The organism is Variovorax sp. 05N34, assembly GCF_056397405.1.
In genome coordinates, this window is sequence record NZ_JBFTNI010000002.1 from 906,275 (window position 1) to 923,404 (window position 17,130).

Sequence of the window (17,130 nt, forward strand, 5' to 3'; positions counted from 1 at the left end):
TGAAGAGATGGCAACCCGTCGGCTGCCATCTCCGGATCTGGCCCTACGGGCCTCTCACGTTCAGTTGCCGCCGGGGTTGCCGCCGGGCAGGGCGAACACGGTCAGGGAGCCTCCGAGTTCGGTGTACTGGTTGAGTTCCCTGTAGCCACCCACGGCGCCCAGGCCATCCTGGTCTTTCTCGAGGCCTGCGGCCATGCCGATGCCGGCCCAGCCACCGATGCCGGAGAACACGCCGATGAACTGCTTGCCCTTGTGCTCGTACGTGAACACGTTGCCGATGATGCCGGAGGGGGTCTTGAACTTGAACAGTTCCTTGTTGATGTTCTTCTTGTCCACGCACTTCAGGTAGCCCTCGAGCGTGCCGTAGCAGGAGATGCCGCCAGCCGTGTTGAGCGGACCGCTCCAGACCGAGAACTTCTCCGGATGGCTCTGCACGATCTTGCCGGTGCTGGCGTTCCAGGTGATGTAGTTGCCCATGCCACCGTGGCTGTTCGGAGCCGGATACATGGAGAGCGTGGCACCGACGTACGGTTGGCCTGCTGTGTACTCGACCTTGAACGGCTCATAGTCCATGCACACGTGGTTCGTCGGCACGTAGAAGAGCTTGGTCTCCGGGTCGAAGGCGGCCGGCTGCTGGTCCTTGGAGCCAAGCGCTGCCGGGCAGATGCCCTTGCTGTTGACGTCCGGTCCGTTCTGCGCGGTGGAGTACTTGGACACCACTTGCGGGCGGCCTGTCTTCATGTCGACCTTCGTGGCCCAGTTCACTTGCGGGTCGTACTTCTCGRCCACGAGCAATGCGCCGGTCACGCGGTCCAGCGTGTAGCCGAAGCCGTTGCGGTCGAAGTGCACGAGCGCCTTGGTGGGCTTGCCCTTGACGTCGATGTCGGCCAGGATCATTTCGTTGATGCCGTCGAAGTCCCACTCGTCGAAAGGCGTCATCTGGTAGGCCCATTTGGCCATGCCGGTGTCGACGTCACGCGCGAAGATGGTCATGGACCACTTGTTGTCGCCGGGGCGTTGCGAGGGGTTCCATGTCGACGGATTGCCGGTGCCGTAGAACACCGTGTTGAGGGCCTTGTCGTAGCTGTACCAACCCCACGTGGTCCCGCCGCCGAGCTTCCACTGATCGCCTTGCCAGGTCTTCAGCGACGAGTCCTTGCCGACGGGTGCCATCTTGCCGTCGGTCCAGGTCATGGTCTTGTCCGGGTCCATGAGCATTTCGGCATCGGGCCCGGTGCTGTAGGCCTTCCAGACTTGCTTGCCGCTGTTGATGTCGTAGGCCGCCAGGAAGCCCCGTACCCCCCACTCGCCGCCGCTGATGCCGGTGATGACCTTGTCCTTGAAGACGTGCGGCGCATTGGTGTTGACGGCGCCCAGCTTCGGATCCCCGTTCTTCACGGTCCAGACGACCTTGCCGGTCTTGGCATCGAGCGCGACGAGATTGCTGTCGGCCTGCTGGAGGAAGACCTTGCCCTCGGCATATGCGACGCCACGGTTGACCGTGTCGCAGCACATCTGCGGGATCACCGCCGGGTCCTGCTTGGGTTCGTACTTCCACACGATCTTCTGCGTGTCGAGATCGATCGCGAAGACCTTGTTGGGGAACGGCGAGTGCAGATACATCATGTTGTCGATGACCAGCGGCGAACCTTCATGCCCGCGCAGCACGCCGGTGGAGAAGGTCCACGCGACCTGCATCTTGCCGACATTGCCGGCGTTGATCTGCTTGAGCTTGCTGTAGCGCTGGTTGTACATGTCCCCAGCCTGCATCGCCCAGTTCTTCGAGTTGGCGATGTTTTTCTCGACATCGGCGTTCGCAAATGCCAAGGCTGGCAACGCGAGGAGCGACGGCGCCAAACAACGCCAAAGGCGCCCGTGGAAATGCCCGGAAATTCGCATCGAAGTCTCCTTGTTCTGAGCCACCAGAGTCGCCCGAACGGAACCTCCGACAGGGCGACTGCCGCACGACGCAATGAAGTCGGCGACGGCGCTAAATGCAAGATGCGCGCCCGCTCGAACGAGCCTGATGAGCGCGTCCAGCCGAGTGCCTCCGCGTTTGCCGCGGGCCCCTCTGGAGGGGCCATTCCTTTAGGGGCAAACCCTATTCGTGCATGCATCCGACAGGCCCGTTGCAACCTTGCCGAGGCTGTTTGCGGAACGACGCAGTGGTAGTGGCGAGAAACCGAAGTATCAGCGGGGGAACCAGGAGGGGCCGCTGCGTCGAAACTGTGGCAACCACTTTCGACACAGAGTGTTTCACCGTCAGGCGAAGCATCCCGAACCCTGTGCCATGCAGGGGCGCGACCCGCTTGCGCCGATGGGCGCGTGTATTGCATGCTCGAAGTTATTCATGCCACACACGCTCCCATCGACGACCATGTTGCGGACCACGGGCCTGACCAAGCGCTACGGCACTCGGGCGGCGTTGAAGAGTCTTTCGCTCGCGATTGGGTCAGGTCAGTTCGTGGCCCTGCTGGGGCCCAACGGCGCTGGAAAGTCGACGCTGTTCCAGGTGCTCACCGGGCTTTTCGCGGCGGACGAAGGCGAGGTCGAAGTCGCTGGTCATTCGCTGCGCCGGTCCGCGACCGCGGCGTTGCGCCACATCGGCGTGGTGTTTCAGCAGATATCGCTCGATCTGGATCTCAGCATTCGCCGGAACCTGCTGTTCCAGGCTGACCTGCACGGCCTGCCGCGGCGGCTCGCAGTGTCACGCATCGAGGTGGGCTGCGCGCAGCTCGGCATCGACGCCGACCTCGATCGCAAGGTGCGTGAACTGTCCGGCGGCAACCGGCGCAAGGTGGAACTCGTGCGTGCATTGCTGCATCGACCCTCCGTGCTGCTGATGGACGAAGCCACCGTGGGCCTGGACCCGAAGTCACGCCAGGACCTGATGCGCGCGCTCCATGCGAACGTGCAGGAGCGCGGAGTCTGCGTCCTGTGGGCAACGCACAGGGTGGAGGAAGCCGAAGGCGCCGATCGCGTATTGGTGCTGCACAAAGGGGAACTGCTGGCCGATGGCACGCCGTCCGAGGTGACCCAGGCGCTTGGAGAGCCGTCGCTGGAAGCGGGCTTCATCGCCCGCACGAGTTGACAGGTTGAATGCAACGCTGAACCAGATCAGGAGAAACACCGACATGAATGCAGTTGCCCACGTCCTGAAGCGCGCAGCGTGTTCGGTTGCGGCCGTGTGGTGCGTGTGCCTCTGCACGGCGGCACTGGCGCAAGGCACCGCCTATGTGTCGAGCGAAAAGGACCAGGCGCTCACGCTGATCGATCTGACGACCCTCAGCGTCAAGGGCACCATCCCTACCTGCAAGCGTGGGCGACACATCCAGCTCACGGCGGATCACCTCATCATGCTGGCCTGCAGCGATTCGAACGCCGCCGATGTGATCGACCCCGCGACGGGAAAGTCGGTGCGCCGCATTCCGCTGAGCGACGACCCCGAGGCCTTCGATGTGTCGCCGGACGGCAAGACCCTTTATGTGTCCAACGAGGACGAAGGCGCGGTCAGCTTCATCGATGCGGCGGACGGCAAGGTGCTCAAGTCGATCAAGGTCGGCAAGGAACCCGAAGGCGTGAAGATCAGCGCCGACGGCAAGACGCTGTACGTGACCTCCGAAGTCGCCAGCCTCGTGCACGTGATCGATGTCGCCAGCGGCACCATCGTCAAGAATGTGAAAGTTGGCAAGCGGCCGCGCCGCATGGCCTTCACCCCCGACGGCAAGGAACTGTGGGTCACCAACGAGCTCGATGCCAGCGTCAGCATCATCGACACGGCCACCCGCAATGTGGTGGGCGGCCTCAAGTTCGAAATCAAGGGTGCGCGCAGCGAGGACATCACGCCGGTGGGCATCCAGATTGCGCGCGACGGCAAGCGCGCTTATGTGGCACTGGGGCGCGCCAACCACGTCGCGTTCGTCGATGTGCCGCAGCGCAAGGTCACGAATCTCGTGCTGGTCGGCAAGCGCGCGTGGAATGTCACGCTCGACAAGGCCGAAGCCCGGCTGTATGTGGTCAACGGCCTGAGCGACGACGTCACCGTGGTCGATGTCGCAGCAGCCAGGCCGATCAAGAGCGTCCCCGTCGGCCGCGTGCCCTACGGGCTGGTGGTGGTCGAATGAAGAGGATCGCCTGCTCCGTCGGCGTGTCGCTGCTGCTGGCGGCCCCGGCGTCCATGGGACAGGCGAAAGGTGCCATCACCCCGCTGAAGGCAACGTTGATCTCGCCGAGTCCGGACGCGCGGCTCGAACGCTCGCGCGTCGAGCGACATTTTCTGGGCCACCCCGACGGCCCTGCAAGTGACGGCCTGGAGGTCGCGTTGGACGAAGGTCAGTTCGAGATCGAGGCGGTCGATGCCGCGGTCGCGCTGGCGAAGCAGTCCGCAGACTCGCTGGAGGCGGCACGCACCGTCGCGCAGGCGGCCGAAAAATCAGGCGCTGCGGTGATCGTGACGGATCTTCCTGCGGATTGGACGCTGGCCGTGGTCGACGCGGTGAAGTTGCCGGTGATCAACGTCGGCGACGCCGCCGATCGTTTGCGCGAGCAAGACTGCCGTGCGCGCCTGTTCCATATTCTCCCGAGCGAGCGCATGCGTGCCGACGCCCTGGCGCAAACGCTCGTGTCGCGCAAATGGAGCAAGTTGCTCCTGCTCGTGGGCCCGAGCGAGCAGGACCAGTTGCGGGCCGCCGCGGCGCAGGCTTCGATCAAGCGCTATGGCTTGCAGGTGGCCGCGACCAAGTCTTTCAAGCTCTCCGGTGACCCGCGCGAGCGCGACCTGGCCAATCCGCTCCTGCTGACAGCGGGCAGCACCTACGACGCCGTCTGGGTGGTCGACAGCGACGGCGAATTCGCGCGCGGCCTGCCCTACCGGATCGTTTTGCCGCGCCCGGTGGTGGGCGATGCAGGGCTGGTGGCGCTGGCTTGGCATGCGCAGTTCGAGCGCTACGGCGCGCCGCAGGTGTCGCGCCGGTTCGCAAAGGCGGTTGGCCGGCCCATGACCGACGTTGACTGGTCGGCCTGGATGGCGGGCAAGGCGCTCGTCGCAGCCGCCATCGCTGCTCCGAAGGGACCTGCCAGCGCCTGGGCGCAGGCGCTCGCCAAGACGCCCCTCGATGGCTCCAAGGGCACGAACCTGACCTTCCGTCCGTGGGATGGGCAGTTGCGCCAGACCGTGCTGCTCACCGACGGACAGGGCGTGATTTCGCAGGCGCCGGTGGATGGCATGCTGCATCCGACCAACGTGCTGGACACACTGGGCGCGGACGCCCCGGAGAAGCGATGCGAGACGACGCAATGATTCCGGTCGAAGGCGCCGAGGCAGCGCGTGCGCCGCACCGCGGCATCGCCCATGCGCTGCAGGCCATGCAGGCGATCGTCATGCGCGAACTGCTCAAGTTCTCGCAGCAGACCGGCCGGTTGGTCTCGGCGCTGGTCCGGCCGCTGCTGTGGCTGGCGGTGTTCGCAGCGGGTTTTCGCAACGTGTTCGGCGTCGCGATCGTCGAGCCGTACGACACCTATATCCCCTACGACGTCTACATTGCGCCGGGCCTGGTGGGCATGGTGCTGTTGTTCAACGGGATGCAGTCGTCTCTCGCGATGGTCTACGACCGCGAGATGGGCCTGATGCGGCTGCTGCTCACGGCGCCGTTGCCGCGAGCATGGCTGCTGTTCTGCAAGCTCTGCGCAACGGCGCTGCTGTCGGTCTTGCAGGCCTTGGTCTTCATCGTCGTCGCGACCCTGATCGGCACCGATCTGCCACTCTTCTCGCTGCGCGGGCTGCATGCCTTGCTGGCGCTGGTCTGCGGGGCACTGATGCTGGGTGCGCTCGGCCTGCTGCTGTCGGTGCACATCAAGCAACTCGAGAACTTCGCCGGCACGATGAATTTCGTGATCTTTCCGATGTACTTCATTTCGACTGCGCTCTACCCGCTGTGGAAGCTGCAGGAGTCGGGCGCTGAATGGGTCTATCAGCTCGCTCGCTTCAATCCGTTCACGCATGCCGTCGAATGGATCCGGTTCGCGTTGTATGGCAAGGACCCCGGCGAGGCACCCTGGATCGTGCTGGGTTGCCTGGCGGTGTTCTTCGTGTTCGCCTGCTGGGGCTACGACCCGCAGCGCGGTTTCGGCGGATTGACGAAGCGCGGCGGAGGCCCCACATGAGCGCCGCGCCGGACCGCTCCAAGCAAGCTCGCACCGCAGTGCGAAGCACGGAGGTTGCTGAATGAATACCGGCCGCCGCCGCTGGCTGCGCAGTGCGGGCGCGCTCGCGTTGGCTGCGCAGCCCATGGCGCGTGCGTTGGCCGCTGACGCCTTTCCGTCCCGGCCGATCACGATGTGGGTCCCGTGGGCCGCGGGTGGCGCGACCGATCTGTCGCTGCGGCTGCTGGCCGAACTTGCCGCGCAGTCGCTCGGCCAGCCGGTGGTGGTCGCCAACCGCGCCGGGGCCGGCGGCACGATGGCGATGCCAATCCTGCTGCAGGCCGAGCCCAACGGCTACACCATCGCGCAGATGCCGCAACCGGTCTTTCGCATGCCCTTCATGCAACAGGTCATCTGGGACCCCGTGCGTGACGTCACGCCGATCATCCAGATTTCGGGCGTCACTTTCGGCGTGCTGGTGCGCGCTTCCAGCCCGATGCGGTCGCTGCAACAGTTGTTCGACTTCGCCCGCGCGCGGCCGGGCGAGTTGAGCATCGCCACCAACGGCATCGGCACCACGCCGCACCTCGTGCTTGAAGCGCTCTTCACCGATCGTGGTCTGAGCTACATCCATGTGCCCTACAAGGGGACGGCCGAGCTAACCCTGGCAGTGGCATCGGGCCAGGTGATGGCGGGCGTCAATTCCTCGGGCTTCGCACCGGAGGTCGATGCGGGCCATCTGCGATTACTCGCAACCATGGGGCCGAAGCGCTCGCCACGCTGGCCGCAGGTGCCGACCCTGCGCGAACTGGGCTTCGATATCGTGGCGATGTCGCCCTACGGATTGGCCGGCCCCCGCGGGTTGCAGCCGGACGTGCTGGCCATCCTGCATGACAGCTTCAAGAAGGCGCTTTTCGACCCACGCTTTGCCGAGGACCTGGCAAAGTACGACCAGGAGATCGCCTACCTCGGCCCGGACGACTACGCGCAGTCCTGTCGCGAAGAGTACGCCAAGGAACGTGCGATCGCCGAGCGCATGAAGGCCCCGCGCGGCCCGGGTGGCTGAGTACAACCGTGGAGGACCTCGAATGGACCGAGACGATGGGGTGATGAGCGACTGGCGCCAGCGGGCGCTGATGCTCGAAGCCGAGGTCGCCAAGGCGGTGATCGGCCAGGCGCGGGCGATCCGCCTCATCAACACGGCCATCTTCGCGCGCGGCCACGTGCTGCTGCAGGGCGATGTCGGCGTCGGCAAGACAACGCTCCTGCGGGCCTTCGCGCAGGTACTGGGCGGCAATTTCGCGCGGATCGAAGGGACCATCGACCTGATGCCCAACGACCTGATCTACTACACCTACATCAGCGCCGAGGGCAGGCCCGCCGTCGAGCACGGGCCGTTGATCACGCACGGCGAGAGCCTCGCGATCTTCTTCTTCAACGAGATCAACCGGGCGCGGCCGCAGGTGCATTCGCTGCTGCTTCGGGTGATGGCCGAGCGCAGCGTGGCGGCGTTCAATCGCGAATTCCGCTTTCCGCACCTCCTGGTCTTTGCCGACCGCAACCGGGTCGAGCGCGAAGAGACCTTCGAGATCTCGGCCGCTGCGCGGGACCGCTTCATGCTGGAAGTGACCGTCGATGCACCCGCTTCCGATGCCGAACGACGTCAGTTGATGAGCGATCCGCGCTTTCACGACACGGACCGCCTGGTCGGCGGGCTGGCCAGCGGGCTGGTTGCCTACCAGGAGCTGAATCAGGTCTCGGAGTTGATCCAGCGCTGCGTGCAAGCCTCGGAGACATTGCAAACCTATGCGCTTGATCTGTGGCGTGCGACGGCGGCGCCCGCCGATTACGGCGTGCGCGTGCCGGACCTGGACACCGCGCGGTTGATGCTCGCGGGCGCCAGTCCACGCGGCATGAGCCTGCTGCTGCGCGGCGCCCGCGTTGCGGCCTGGCTCGACGGGCGCGACTACGTCACGCCCGAGGACGTGCAGGCGGTCTTCCTTGAGGCCGTCGCGCATCGACTGTGCTTTCAGCCGGTGTACGAGATGCGGCGCCAGGAGATCTCCGGGCCTTTGATCAGCGGCATCCTCTCAAGCGTGGCTGCACCGTAGATGAACTCGCCCCCAGTCTTTGCGCACTTCGTGTCGCTTCGCCAACCCCCTACCGGGGGCACTACCGGTGGCCCGGCGAAGCCGGTTCCACGGTATTCCTGTGCTTGGGCGTGAAAGGGGGCTTGATGATGCAGCGGGCTAAGGTGCAGGAACTTCATTACCGGGTCGGGGTGCCGGTATTGGGGCACTTTCCGGGGCATCACCGGAGTTCGCGTGGTGAGAGCGGCTTCGAGTTTCGTGGCCATGCGGGGCTGCTCGACGCACCGGATCCGCGTCGGCTCGATCTGCACGCGAGTCTGCGCGACCCGTTCGGCAACTGGATCGTCCGGGTCTTCAGTCAGCGCAAGGCGATACCTGTCGTGATGGTGGCGGACCTCTCGGCGTCCATGGGATTTGTCGGCACGCACCGCAAGCTCGATGTGCTGGCGGACTTCGTCGACAGTCTGGCCTGGTCGGCTTGGCGCACAGGTGACAGCTTCGGCTTCGTCGGTTGCGACGATGCGGTGCGCGAGGATGTGCTGCTGCCCCCCACGCGCTCGCGCGGCATGGGGGGCACGCTGGCGGGGACGCTTCGCAGGCTGCAGCTTCAAGGCCGTTCGGCCCATGGCCTGTCGATGGCGCATCGCCATCTCGGCCGGCAGCGTTCGCTGGTGTTTCTCGTCTCGGATTTTCATCTGCCGCTGCCGGAGGTCGATGCCGTCATGGCCTCCATGGCTCACCACGATCTCGTGCCAGTGGTGCTGTGGGATCCGCTCGAATTCGGCCTGACGCCGCGACGCGGCCTGGCGCAGGTGACCGACCCGGAATCCGGCGTCACGAAGTTGCTGTGGTGGCGTCCGGCGTTGCGCGAGAAGTGGCTGGCGGCCCACCAGCAGCGCCGCGATGCGCTGTTGGGGATCTTTCGATCGCACCGGCTCAAGCCGCTGTTCATCGATGGTGCCTTCGATGCTGACGCGGTCACGCGGCATTTCCACTCGTGAGCGCGATCCATGTCGATCTGGCGAATGCATCTGGCCCCACGCGGACTTTGCGCCGCGATGCTGGGCTGGCTCGCGTCGGCGGCCTGCGCCGTGGTGCTGCCGGGGCAGCTCAATGCCACCTTGAGCGAGCCGCGCGCCTTCGGCTACCAGATCGGGGACATCGTGTCGCGCACGGTCACGGTCGATGCCTCCGACGGCCTGGTGCTTGATGAGTCCAGCGTGCCGCAAGCCGGTGCGCGCGGCAACGCGCTCGAGTTGCGAAGCGTGGAGCAGCGCAGCAGCGTCGAGACCGGGGGACGGCGCCATGAACTGACGCTGGCCTACCAGGTGTTCCTTTCGCCGCCAGAGTCGCGCACCCTGGAGATGCCGGGTTTCACCTTGCGCTTCCAGGGTCAGCCGCGAGCGCAGGAGGTCCACGTCGAGGCCTGGCCGGTGACCGTGTCGCCGTTGGTGCCGGTGGACGTCTCGCCCCGGCGCGGCCTTGGTGAGCTGCAGCCTGATACACCCCCGCCGCTGATCGACACACGCTTCGCGCGTTGGCGCCTCATCGTCTATGGGATTGTCTCGCTGGTGCTGCTGGCCTACCTCGCCCATGTGTACATCGGCTTGCCGTGGTGGACGCGCGCGCATCGGCCGTTCACATTGGCATGGCGCGCGATGCATGGCCTGACGCCGGCGAGTTCCGATTCGCAACGGCGCGACGCGCTCAAGCATCTTCATGAGGCCTTGAACCGCACGATGGGGGAGGTCGTCTTCGAAGAGCGCGTCGATCGCTTCGTCCGTGCGCGGCCGCACTTCGCGCATCTGCGCGACGACCTTGTCAGGTTCTTCCGGCAGTCGCGTCAAGAGTTCTTCGGCAGTGAGACTCATGAGGGGAATCAAGTCCCGGCGCATGCAGATCGAAGCTGGCTGCTTGAGTTCTGCCGCCGTTGCCGCGACGCCGAGAGGGGCGCCCCATGAGCTTCGACCACGCCTGGCTGCTGTGGCTGTCGCCCCTGTCCGTGCTGCCGCTGCTGGCGCGGTCGAGCGGCGCGCTCGACAACGCCTGGGCCGCGCTCATGCCGCGGGACCGGAGCTCCGAACTGTTGGAGTGGGCGCTGCGCATCGTCGGCGTGCTGGCGCTCGCCGCCCTCACCATCGGCATGGCCGGCCCCTACTGGCCGGAGTACGACGTGGAGCGCATTGGCAAAGGCGCCGAGATCGTGCTGGTGCTCGATCGCAGCCGCAGCATGGATCAGGGTTTCGGCGGCGCGCGGCCTCCGCCCTGGGCGAAGGGCACCGGCCCGGCAGCGATCGATTACTACATGACCCAGATCAGGACGCGCGAGTCCAAGGGCAAGGTCGCGCGGCAGTTGTTGTCCGAGTTCATCGCCAAGCGGCAGGAGGACCGGTTCGGGATGATCGTCTTCAGCACGCTGCCTATCCGGGTGCTGGATTTCACGCAGAAGAACGAAGCCATCCAGGCTGCCATCGTGGCGGGCGACGTCGGCCGCGGGCTTTCGGAAACCAACATCGGCCTGGCGATGCAAGCGGCGCTGTCGTCTTTCATCGATCGGCCCTATACCGGCTCGCGCATCGTGATGCTGGTGTCCGACGGTGGCGATCGGCTCGACCCGCCAGCCCGTGAGCGCATTGCCTATCTGGCGCGCAAGCACCGTGTCGCGATCTACTGGATCTACCTTCGCTCCGCCAACAGTCCGGGCCTGGTCCTTGAAAAAGGCGAAGCGCCGGAGAACGTTGACGCGGTCCCGGAGTACGCGCTGCATCGCTTCTTCGAATCCCTTGGCAACTCGTACCGCGCCTACGAGGCCAGCGATCCCGAGGCCTTGAAGAAGGCCATCGAGGCAGTGAATCTTCTCGAAAACCTGCCAATCACCTATTTGGACACCGTGCCTCGGCGCGACCTGTCCGGACTGGTGCTCGGAGTCGCGTTCTGCTGCGTCCTGCTGCTGGCCGCAGCGAATTTGGCGGAGATCCGGCGATGGGCATGAACCGGCAGCGATGCACACGCGCGGTGCTGGGCCTCCTCGCGCTGGTCGCGGCCGCGGCGGCGATCGACGGCGCGCGTACCTGGCGCTTGCATCAGTGGAATGAATTGATCGTGTCGGGGCCGCTGCCGGCCGAAACCAGGGACATCCCGCCGCAGGTGCAATTCGCGCAGGCCTATGCACAGGCAGCCAGCGGTGCCGACGAAGCGGCCCTGCGTCTGTATCGCAGCCTCGAGAACGATTCGCCGCTTGGCCGGGCGGCGCGCTACAACAGCGCGAACCTGCTGATACGCCAGGCGGTGGTGGTGCAAGCCGGCACCGAACCCGGCAAGGCCATCGCGCTGATCGAGTTGGCCAAGGAGATCTACCGGGACGTGTTGCGCGTCGATCCTGGGCACTGGGACGCGCGCTACAACCTGGAGCGTGCCCAGCGGCTGCTCCCCGATCCCGACGAGATGGACGCCGCACCGCCCGAGAACCGGCGCGACTCCGAGCGTGCCGCCACCACGGTGCGGGGCCATTCGCCCGGCCTGCCATGAAGCCGTGGCAACGTTGGCGCGCCTCGTGGCGGCACAGCACCGACCGTTGGCTGCTCATGCTGGCGGCGCTGGCGCTGGCTGCAAGCCTGCTCGATCCGGCGGTGGTGATGGAGCGCCCGCTGTTCGATCATGTGATCGTGATCGACGTCACCCAGAGCATGAACGTCACGGATGCGGACATCGACGGCCGGCCGGCCTCACGGCTCGATTTCGTCAAGCACGCCTTGCGTCAATCGCTTCTGCAACTGCCGTGCGGCTCCAAGGTGGGCTGGGCGATCTTCACCGAGTACCGTGCGTTGCTGCTGATCGCACCCATCGACGTATGTGCAAATCTGAGGGAGCTGCGTTCGACCTTGGCGCAGATCGACTCGCGCATGGCGTGGTCCGGCAACAGCGAGATTGCCAAGGGGCTGCACAGTGCGATCGGCGTTGCGAAGCAGTTGCCGGACAAGCCGTCGCTGGTGTTCGTCACCGACGGGCAGGAGGCGCCGCCGCTGCACGCGCGCTACCGCCCGGCCTTCGACGACAAGCCTGGGGAGGTGCCGGGGCTCATCGTTGGCGTCGGTGACCTGCTGCCATCGCCGATCCCGAAGTCGGATCCCGAAGGTCGGCCCCTGGGCTTCTGGCGCGCCGATGAAGTGGCGCAGGGCGACCCGCGCAGCCAGGGGCGCGGCGCGAGCGTGCGTGGCGAAGCGCTGGTGGACGAGCAGTCGGCGCCGCCTGCGTCCACGCTCGGCGCCACGCCGGGACTCGAACACCTGTCGTCATTGCGGGAAGGCTATCTGCGCCTGCTCGCGAGCGAACAGGGCATGGTGTTCATTCGCCTGCAATCGCGCGAAAGACTGGCAGAAGCGTTGATGTCGCCTGCGTTGGCCAGGCCGACGCCGGTGCGTACCGGTGGGCGCATCTTTCTGGCGGGGCTGGCGTTCTGTCTGATGCTGGCGCGCTATGCCGCGCCGTGGCTGCGAAAGACGATGGTGTCGAAGAAATAGAACTCGGCGTCCAATGCCCACCGGATGTTCGAAGACTGGCGGAAGCCGTGCTGCTCGCCGGCGAAGAGCAGGTACTGCGCGGTGATCCCCTTCTGGCGCAGCGCCGTGACCATCAATTCGGTCTGCCCGGGCGGGACGATCTTGTCCTCGGCGCCCTGAAAGAACGCGACGGGTGCCGACAGGCGTTCGGCATTGCGCACTGGCGAACGCTCGAGATAGGCCTTGCGATCCGTGTACGGCGCGATCAGCCAATCCAGGTAGCGCGACTCGAACTTGTGCGTGTCCCGGGCGAGTGCCTCCGGATCGCTGACCCCATAGTGACTTCCGCCCGCCTTGAACATGCTGCGAACCGTCGGTTCTGCGCAGGTGAGGCAGGTCAGGGTCGTGAATCCGCCCGCACTGCTGCCGCTGACCACGGTTCGCGTTGCATCCACCCATTTTTTGTCAATGAGGTACCGGGCGGCGGAAGCGCAGTCGGCCGCATCCACGATGCCCCACATTCCATGCAGGCGTTCGCGGAATGCGCGTCCGTATCCGGTGCTTCCGCCGTAGTCGACGTCGACGACTGCGATCCCTCGGCTGGTCCAGAACTGCGTGCGCAAGTCGAGCGTGCGCGAGGCCGACGAAGTGGGTCCGCCGTGGCACTTGACCAGGAGCGGCGGCAATTCGCCGTCGGGCGCGACATGGTCGGCGTTCTTCGGCGGGTAGAACAGTCCGAACGCCGTCTGTCCGCCGGTTGTCGGAAACTCGATCGGCAAGGGGATGGAGAAATGCCGGTTTGTCGAGGGATCGTCTGCGACGGTGGTGGATTTCCGGATCGTGCTCACCGTGCCGCTTTGCGCGTCGAGCAGAACGATCGAGGCGGGGATGGTCGGTCCGCCAGCCTTGAAGGCCACCTTCTCGCCTCGGGCCCTCACAGAAGAAAACTCGGTGAAAGGCAGCTTCACTTCTGTCAGCTTGCCGCTTGCGAGATCCAGCAGAGCAAGCTTGCCGAGTCCTCCTTCGGTGTACGTGCACACGGCTTGGTCCGCCGATAGGAAGGCGTATGTCGACATCCCGAAAGTCCATTGGGCCCGACCGAATTCCGCCGCCATCGGGCAGACATTGACGCAGGCCCCGTGAGCTTCCGCTCGATAAATGTTCCACCAGCCCGAGCGGTCGGACACGAAGTAGAGCGTGCCATCCGGCGACCATTCCGGCTGGAACACCGATTCGGCTGGGCCGCCTGCAATCCGGGTCGGGTTCTCCACACCAGAACCGGTGAACTCCGCCACCCATAGCTCCGTGCCGACCCATGGCATGCTGGGGTGGCTCCATGACAGCCAGGCTAAGCGCCGGCGATCCGGACTGAGCCGCGGCGATGCGTAGAAGTCATCTCCCTCGACCCAGACTGTGCCGGCGCCGCCTGAGCGCAGGTCCACGCCCACGATTGTGTTGACGGCCTCCTTGTCCGGATTCCGATGATCCTCGCGAACACCGATCCAGAGATGGCTCGGGCGGTCAATCTGCCCGTCTGCGTATCGAAGTCCGGCGTCTGGATGGCCTGAGGTGGGGGCGGGGGTCAGAGGTACAGGGCTGCTGTCGTTGCCGCCGAGGCGATAAAGCCGCTGGTCCTTGAAGTTGCTGAAGTAGCTGACCTCTCCGGCAACCACGACCCCGGCACCGCCGTACTCGTGCACCCGCGTGCGCGTGGAAAAAGGCCGGGGCGTGACATCGATCGTCGTCCCGTCAGTATCGCGTCGAACCAAGACACGGCGGCCGGCCTCTTGCGGGCGGCCTTCGACCCAGTAGACATCGGTGCCGTCGAGCAGCACATCGACGAGTTCGACCGTGGCAGTCGCCACGAGCTCGGACGTGATCGAAGATTTCCAGGTGCCGAAGGGCGCTGTTGTCGGGCGGGGCATGGGAGACCTCGGGTTTGCCTCGCACTGTATAGCCGTAAGGGGGCACCCACATGGCAAGGCGCCCAGTGCGTACAGGTGTTGACCGATAGGGGGAGCCAAAAGGTGATCTGGACTTCCTCTAGGAGACACACCATGAACACAGCACACACATCGCTATCGGTGGCCGTCGCAGCCATCCTGGCGCTGGGATGCAGTTGCGCGACAGCTCAAACGGCCGCTGCGCCTGCTGGCAGCGGCGCTGCTGGTGGCAACGCTCCCACGAGAAGCGAAGGCACCAGTCCGCAGAACCCTTCCGTGAACGGCTACAAGGACTCCAAGCCCGACAACTCGGCTGGGAACAAGCAGCGCCCGCAGCAGGACACCACCGCCGCAGGTGCTTTGCCCAGCGACCCGACGAGCAAAGACTCGATGACCAAGGACAACCGGCCCAGACACCCCGCCGCGGACATGCAGAAGCCTGCTGATCCGAAGTGAACGGCGCAAGTGCTGACCGCAGATCAGGCAGAGGCCGATGCCAACAGAGACCCGGTAGACGAGCGTCTCCGCATGAAAGGCTAGGCGCAGATGAGCACCTTGCAAGCGCGGAACTGCTTGAGAGGCATCAAAGGTCAAGGCAAACTCGTCTGCCTCGGCCTCCATCTTCTTGCGGCTACCCCCGCAGCCGGCGACCTCCGCCTGCGAGCAAAGAAACTCTTCCTGCAACGCTCGGCGCACCAGAAAGTGACCCAGCTCATGCGCGTGGGTGAAGCGAATACGACCAGGCGACTTCAAGCTTTCGTTGTACAGAAGCGCCCACCGGCCATCTTCTATTTCAAACTTCAAACAGCCCGCCCTCGAAAGACCTCAGATTTGCCGCCTGAGCTTCGGGAATCTCCGCCCTGAGGCGAAGCTGACTGCCGACAGCCTTCGCTGGCTCGACCACGTCCACTCGAAATGGCGTCGTCTCACCGAAAGCTGCATCGAGGAGATGCGTCTGCCGGATTGCTTCCTTCGCAGGGGCAACTACTTCATCGGTGGATGCCATCGTCAGCCGCCTTTCTTCAGTGCCTCTAGGATCGCACGGAGTCTTTCCCTATCCCCGGGCTCGAGCTTGGTGTAGTTCCGAAAGAACTGTCGGTCCTTCAGGTCCTCTTCCGAATCTTCAATGCTGTCGTCCATGAAGAAGGCGACTTCGATATCCACTAGCCATGCGCCGACCGCGACTCACATCGGCTCGTGGTCTCGCGCTTGGCCGGTTCGCTGCAGGTGCCTAGCGTTGACATATCGGATCTATCTGAGGTGGAAGCCGAGGTCCCGGGACGGCAGAAACTTGTGTGCGGATAACCCGATCCTTTGCGACGTCGACTGTCTGGAGGGTTTTCAGATCCTTCGGACCAACTTAAGCAAGCTGGTTGGCCTGGTTCTGCCCCAGGCGCAGTAGCGCCATACGACGAAACTCACTGGGAGTGTCTCCGGTCTGCTTGCGAAAGAGCCGCCCAAAATAAGCTTCGTCGGCAAAGCCAAGAATGGCTGCAATCTGCTTGATGCTCGATGTCGAATAGGCCAATTCGCGCTGTGCCTCGTGAATGATTCTGGCGTTCAGCACATCAAGGCTGGACATGCCTAGCGTGTCTTGGCAAAGCCGATTGAGCTGGCCCGCGGTGATGCCGAGTTGCTGCGCGTACTGCGAGATCGGCAGGCGCTTGCGAAAGTTGGTGTCGACGAGCGCGCGAAATTTTTCGATCTGCGTCGACTTGCGCGAACGTGCGCGGCTGTCGCGGGTCTCGCCCGGACGCGGCGCGGCATAGGTGCTCAGGCGCTCGATCTGCACGAACAGCGCGACGAGCAAGGCGGTGCCCGCGGCGATGTGGCCCGCGGCATGCACACGCGACTCTCGTTCGACCGCTTCGAACAGCGGCATCAACGCCTGCGCGTGACGGGGCGACAGGGTCGTGTCGACAACAGCGGGTGTCCGGATGGTCGTCAGTAGCTCGGGCGAGGCGACCGCTGCGAGCGATTCCAGCGGGCGCTGCGCGGCGGTAACCACGGGCCCGTCGATGTCAGCGCTGAAATCGAAGCTGTGCACCGATCTGGCCGGCACGACGATCAGACTGCCGGGGCGAACCGCCCAGCGCATGTCGTCGATGAAGGTCTCGCCGCCACCGTGCTGCACATACAGCAGTTGAAAAAGTCCGCTGTGCACATGCGGCGCGATCTTGTAGTCATGCAGGCAGGAACGCTCGTGGATCTGCTCGTAGTGAACCTGGTTTTCCCAGGCCGGCTGCGCGTCCACGCCGTACAGCGCGTAGTTGGGAATGGTCGAGGACGGGTTTTCCCTTATCAAGGCATTCATGCATGAATTGTCCGAGTAATGGCCGCTTTTGTCGATTGAGCGGACAACGCGTCAAACCTACGATCCGGGGCAAATCATTCGGAGACACCTCGACGAACAAGCCGCATGCGGTGCTGCGGTCTCTTGCCTTGCATTTCGCGCGG

Annotated in this window: 16 protein-coding genes and 1 pseudogene; 12 read left to right on the plus strand and 5 right to left on the minus strand. The window is 64.9% G+C overall.

Annotated features, from left to right (window positions below; genetic code table 11):
• Positions 1-60 precede the first annotated feature (60 nt).
• Entirely contained in the window at positions 61-1,899 is a 1,839-nt protein-coding gene (locus AC1DMA_RS08690) for a methanol/ethanol family PQQ-dependent dehydrogenase (protein WP_478143932.1), read from the minus strand.
• Positions 1,900-2,377: 478 nt separating this feature from the next.
• Here AC1DMA_RS08690 and AC1DMA_RS08695 point away from each other — a divergent pair, with 478 nt between their 5' ends.
• The 11 genes from AC1DMA_RS08695 to AC1DMA_RS08745 all read left to right on the plus strand — a co-directional run bounded on the left by AC1DMA_RS08695 (position 2,378) and on the right by AC1DMA_RS08745 (position 12,751).
• Complete coding sequence (locus AC1DMA_RS08695) at positions 2,378-3,091, plus strand: ABC transporter ATP-binding protein (RefSeq protein WP_478128133.1); 714 nt, start codon at positions 2,378-2,380, stop codon at positions 3,089-3,091.
• A gap of 43 nt (positions 3,092-3,134) precedes the next feature.
• The gene (locus AC1DMA_RS08700) at positions 3,135-4,124 is read left to right on the plus strand and encodes a PQQ-dependent catabolism-associated beta-propeller protein (protein ID WP_478143933.1); all 990 of its coding nucleotides are present in this window, start codon (positions 3,135-3,137) and stop codon (positions 4,122-4,124) included.
• Entirely contained in the window at positions 4,121-5,299 is a 1,179-nt protein-coding gene (locus AC1DMA_RS08705; protein ID WP_478143934.1) for a type 1 periplasmic-binding domain-containing protein, read from the plus strand. The genes AC1DMA_RS08700 and AC1DMA_RS08705 overlap by 4 nt, the downstream gene beginning before the upstream one ends.
• Positions 5,296-6,162 (plus strand): ABC transporter permease, encoded by an 867-nt coding sequence (locus AC1DMA_RS08710; protein WP_478143977.1) that lies wholly within the window; start codon positions 5,296-5,298, stop codon positions 6,160-6,162. Before AC1DMA_RS08705 ends, AC1DMA_RS08710 begins: the two co-directional genes overlap by 4 nt.
• Before the next feature lie 61 nt (positions 6,163-6,223).
• Positions 6,224-7,207, plus strand: a complete 984-nt coding sequence (locus AC1DMA_RS08715; protein ID WP_478143935.1) for a Bug family tripartite tricarboxylate transporter substrate binding protein — start codon at positions 6,224-6,226, stop codon at positions 7,205-7,207.
• A gap of 22 nt (positions 7,208-7,229) precedes the next feature.
• Positions 7,230-8,252, plus strand: a complete 1,023-nt coding sequence (locus AC1DMA_RS08720; RefSeq protein WP_478143936.1) for an AAA family ATPase — start codon at positions 7,230-7,232, stop codon at positions 8,250-8,252.
• A 128-nt stretch (positions 8,253-8,380) separates the two neighbouring features.
• The gene (locus AC1DMA_RS08725; RefSeq protein ID WP_478143937.1) at positions 8,381-9,232 is read left to right on the plus strand and encodes a DUF58 domain-containing protein; all 852 of its coding nucleotides are present in this window, start codon (positions 8,381-8,383) and stop codon (positions 9,230-9,232) included.
• Positions 9,233-9,241: 9 nt separating this feature from the next.
• The gene (locus tag AC1DMA_RS08730) at positions 9,242-10,192 is read left to right on the plus strand and encodes a hypothetical protein (protein WP_478143938.1); all 951 of its coding nucleotides are present in this window, start codon (positions 9,242-9,244) and stop codon (positions 10,190-10,192) included.
• Entirely contained in the window at positions 10,189-11,223 is a 1,035-nt protein-coding gene (locus AC1DMA_RS08735) for a vWA domain-containing protein (protein WP_478143939.1), read from the plus strand. The genes AC1DMA_RS08730 and AC1DMA_RS08735 overlap by 4 nt, the downstream gene beginning before the upstream one ends.
• Positions 11,220-11,759 carry an MxaK protein gene (locus tag AC1DMA_RS08740; RefSeq protein ID WP_478128068.1) on the plus strand — a complete coding sequence of 180 codons (540 nt, stop codon included), beginning with the start codon at positions 11,220-11,222 and terminating at the stop codon, positions 11,757-11,759. Before AC1DMA_RS08735 ends, AC1DMA_RS08740 begins: the two co-directional genes overlap by 4 nt.
• Positions 11,756-12,751, plus strand: a complete 996-nt coding sequence (locus AC1DMA_RS08745; RefSeq protein ID WP_478143940.1) for a vWA domain-containing protein — start codon at positions 11,756-11,758, stop codon at positions 12,749-12,751. The genes AC1DMA_RS08740 and AC1DMA_RS08745 overlap by 4 nt, the downstream gene beginning before the upstream one ends.
• Here the strand turns inward: AC1DMA_RS08745 and AC1DMA_RS08750 are convergent.
• Positions 12,706-14,655 carry a S9 family peptidase gene (locus AC1DMA_RS08750; RefSeq protein ID WP_478143941.1) on the minus strand — a complete coding sequence of 650 codons (1,950 nt, stop codon included), beginning with the start codon at positions 14,653-14,655 and terminating at the stop codon, positions 12,706-12,708. The two genes, AC1DMA_RS08745 and AC1DMA_RS08750, sit on opposite strands and share 46 nt — an antisense overlap.
• A 132-nt stretch (positions 14,656-14,787) precedes the next feature.
• Between AC1DMA_RS08750 and AC1DMA_RS08755 the strand changes: the two genes are divergently transcribed.
• Positions 14,788-15,129, plus strand: coding sequence for a hypothetical protein (locus tag AC1DMA_RS08755; protein ID WP_478143983.1), 342 nt, complete (start codon positions 14,788-14,790; stop codon positions 15,127-15,129).
• Between the two features lie 195 nt (positions 15,130-15,324).
• On the opposite strand, the pseudogene AC1DMA_RS08760 reads toward AC1DMA_RS08755, so the two are convergent.
• From AC1DMA_RS08760 to AC1DMA_RS08770, 3 genes and pseudogenes are all read right to left on the minus strand, one after another.
• Positions 15,325-15,477, minus strand: a pseudogene (locus tag AC1DMA_RS08760) (ImmA/IrrE family metallo-endopeptidase); the annotation flags it as partial.
• Positions 15,467-15,679 carry a hypothetical protein gene (locus AC1DMA_RS08765; RefSeq protein ID WP_478128065.1) on the minus strand — a complete coding sequence of 71 codons (213 nt, stop codon included), beginning with the start codon at positions 15,677-15,679 and terminating at the stop codon, positions 15,467-15,469. The gene AC1DMA_RS08765 and the pseudogene AC1DMA_RS08760, both read right to left, overlap by 11 nt.
• A 354-nt stretch (positions 15,680-16,033) precedes the next feature.
• Positions 16,034-16,987, minus strand: a complete 954-nt coding sequence (locus tag AC1DMA_RS08770) for a helix-turn-helix domain-containing protein (protein WP_478128064.1) — start codon at positions 16,985-16,987, stop codon at positions 16,034-16,036.
• Positions 16,988-17,130 lie beyond the last annotated feature (143 nt).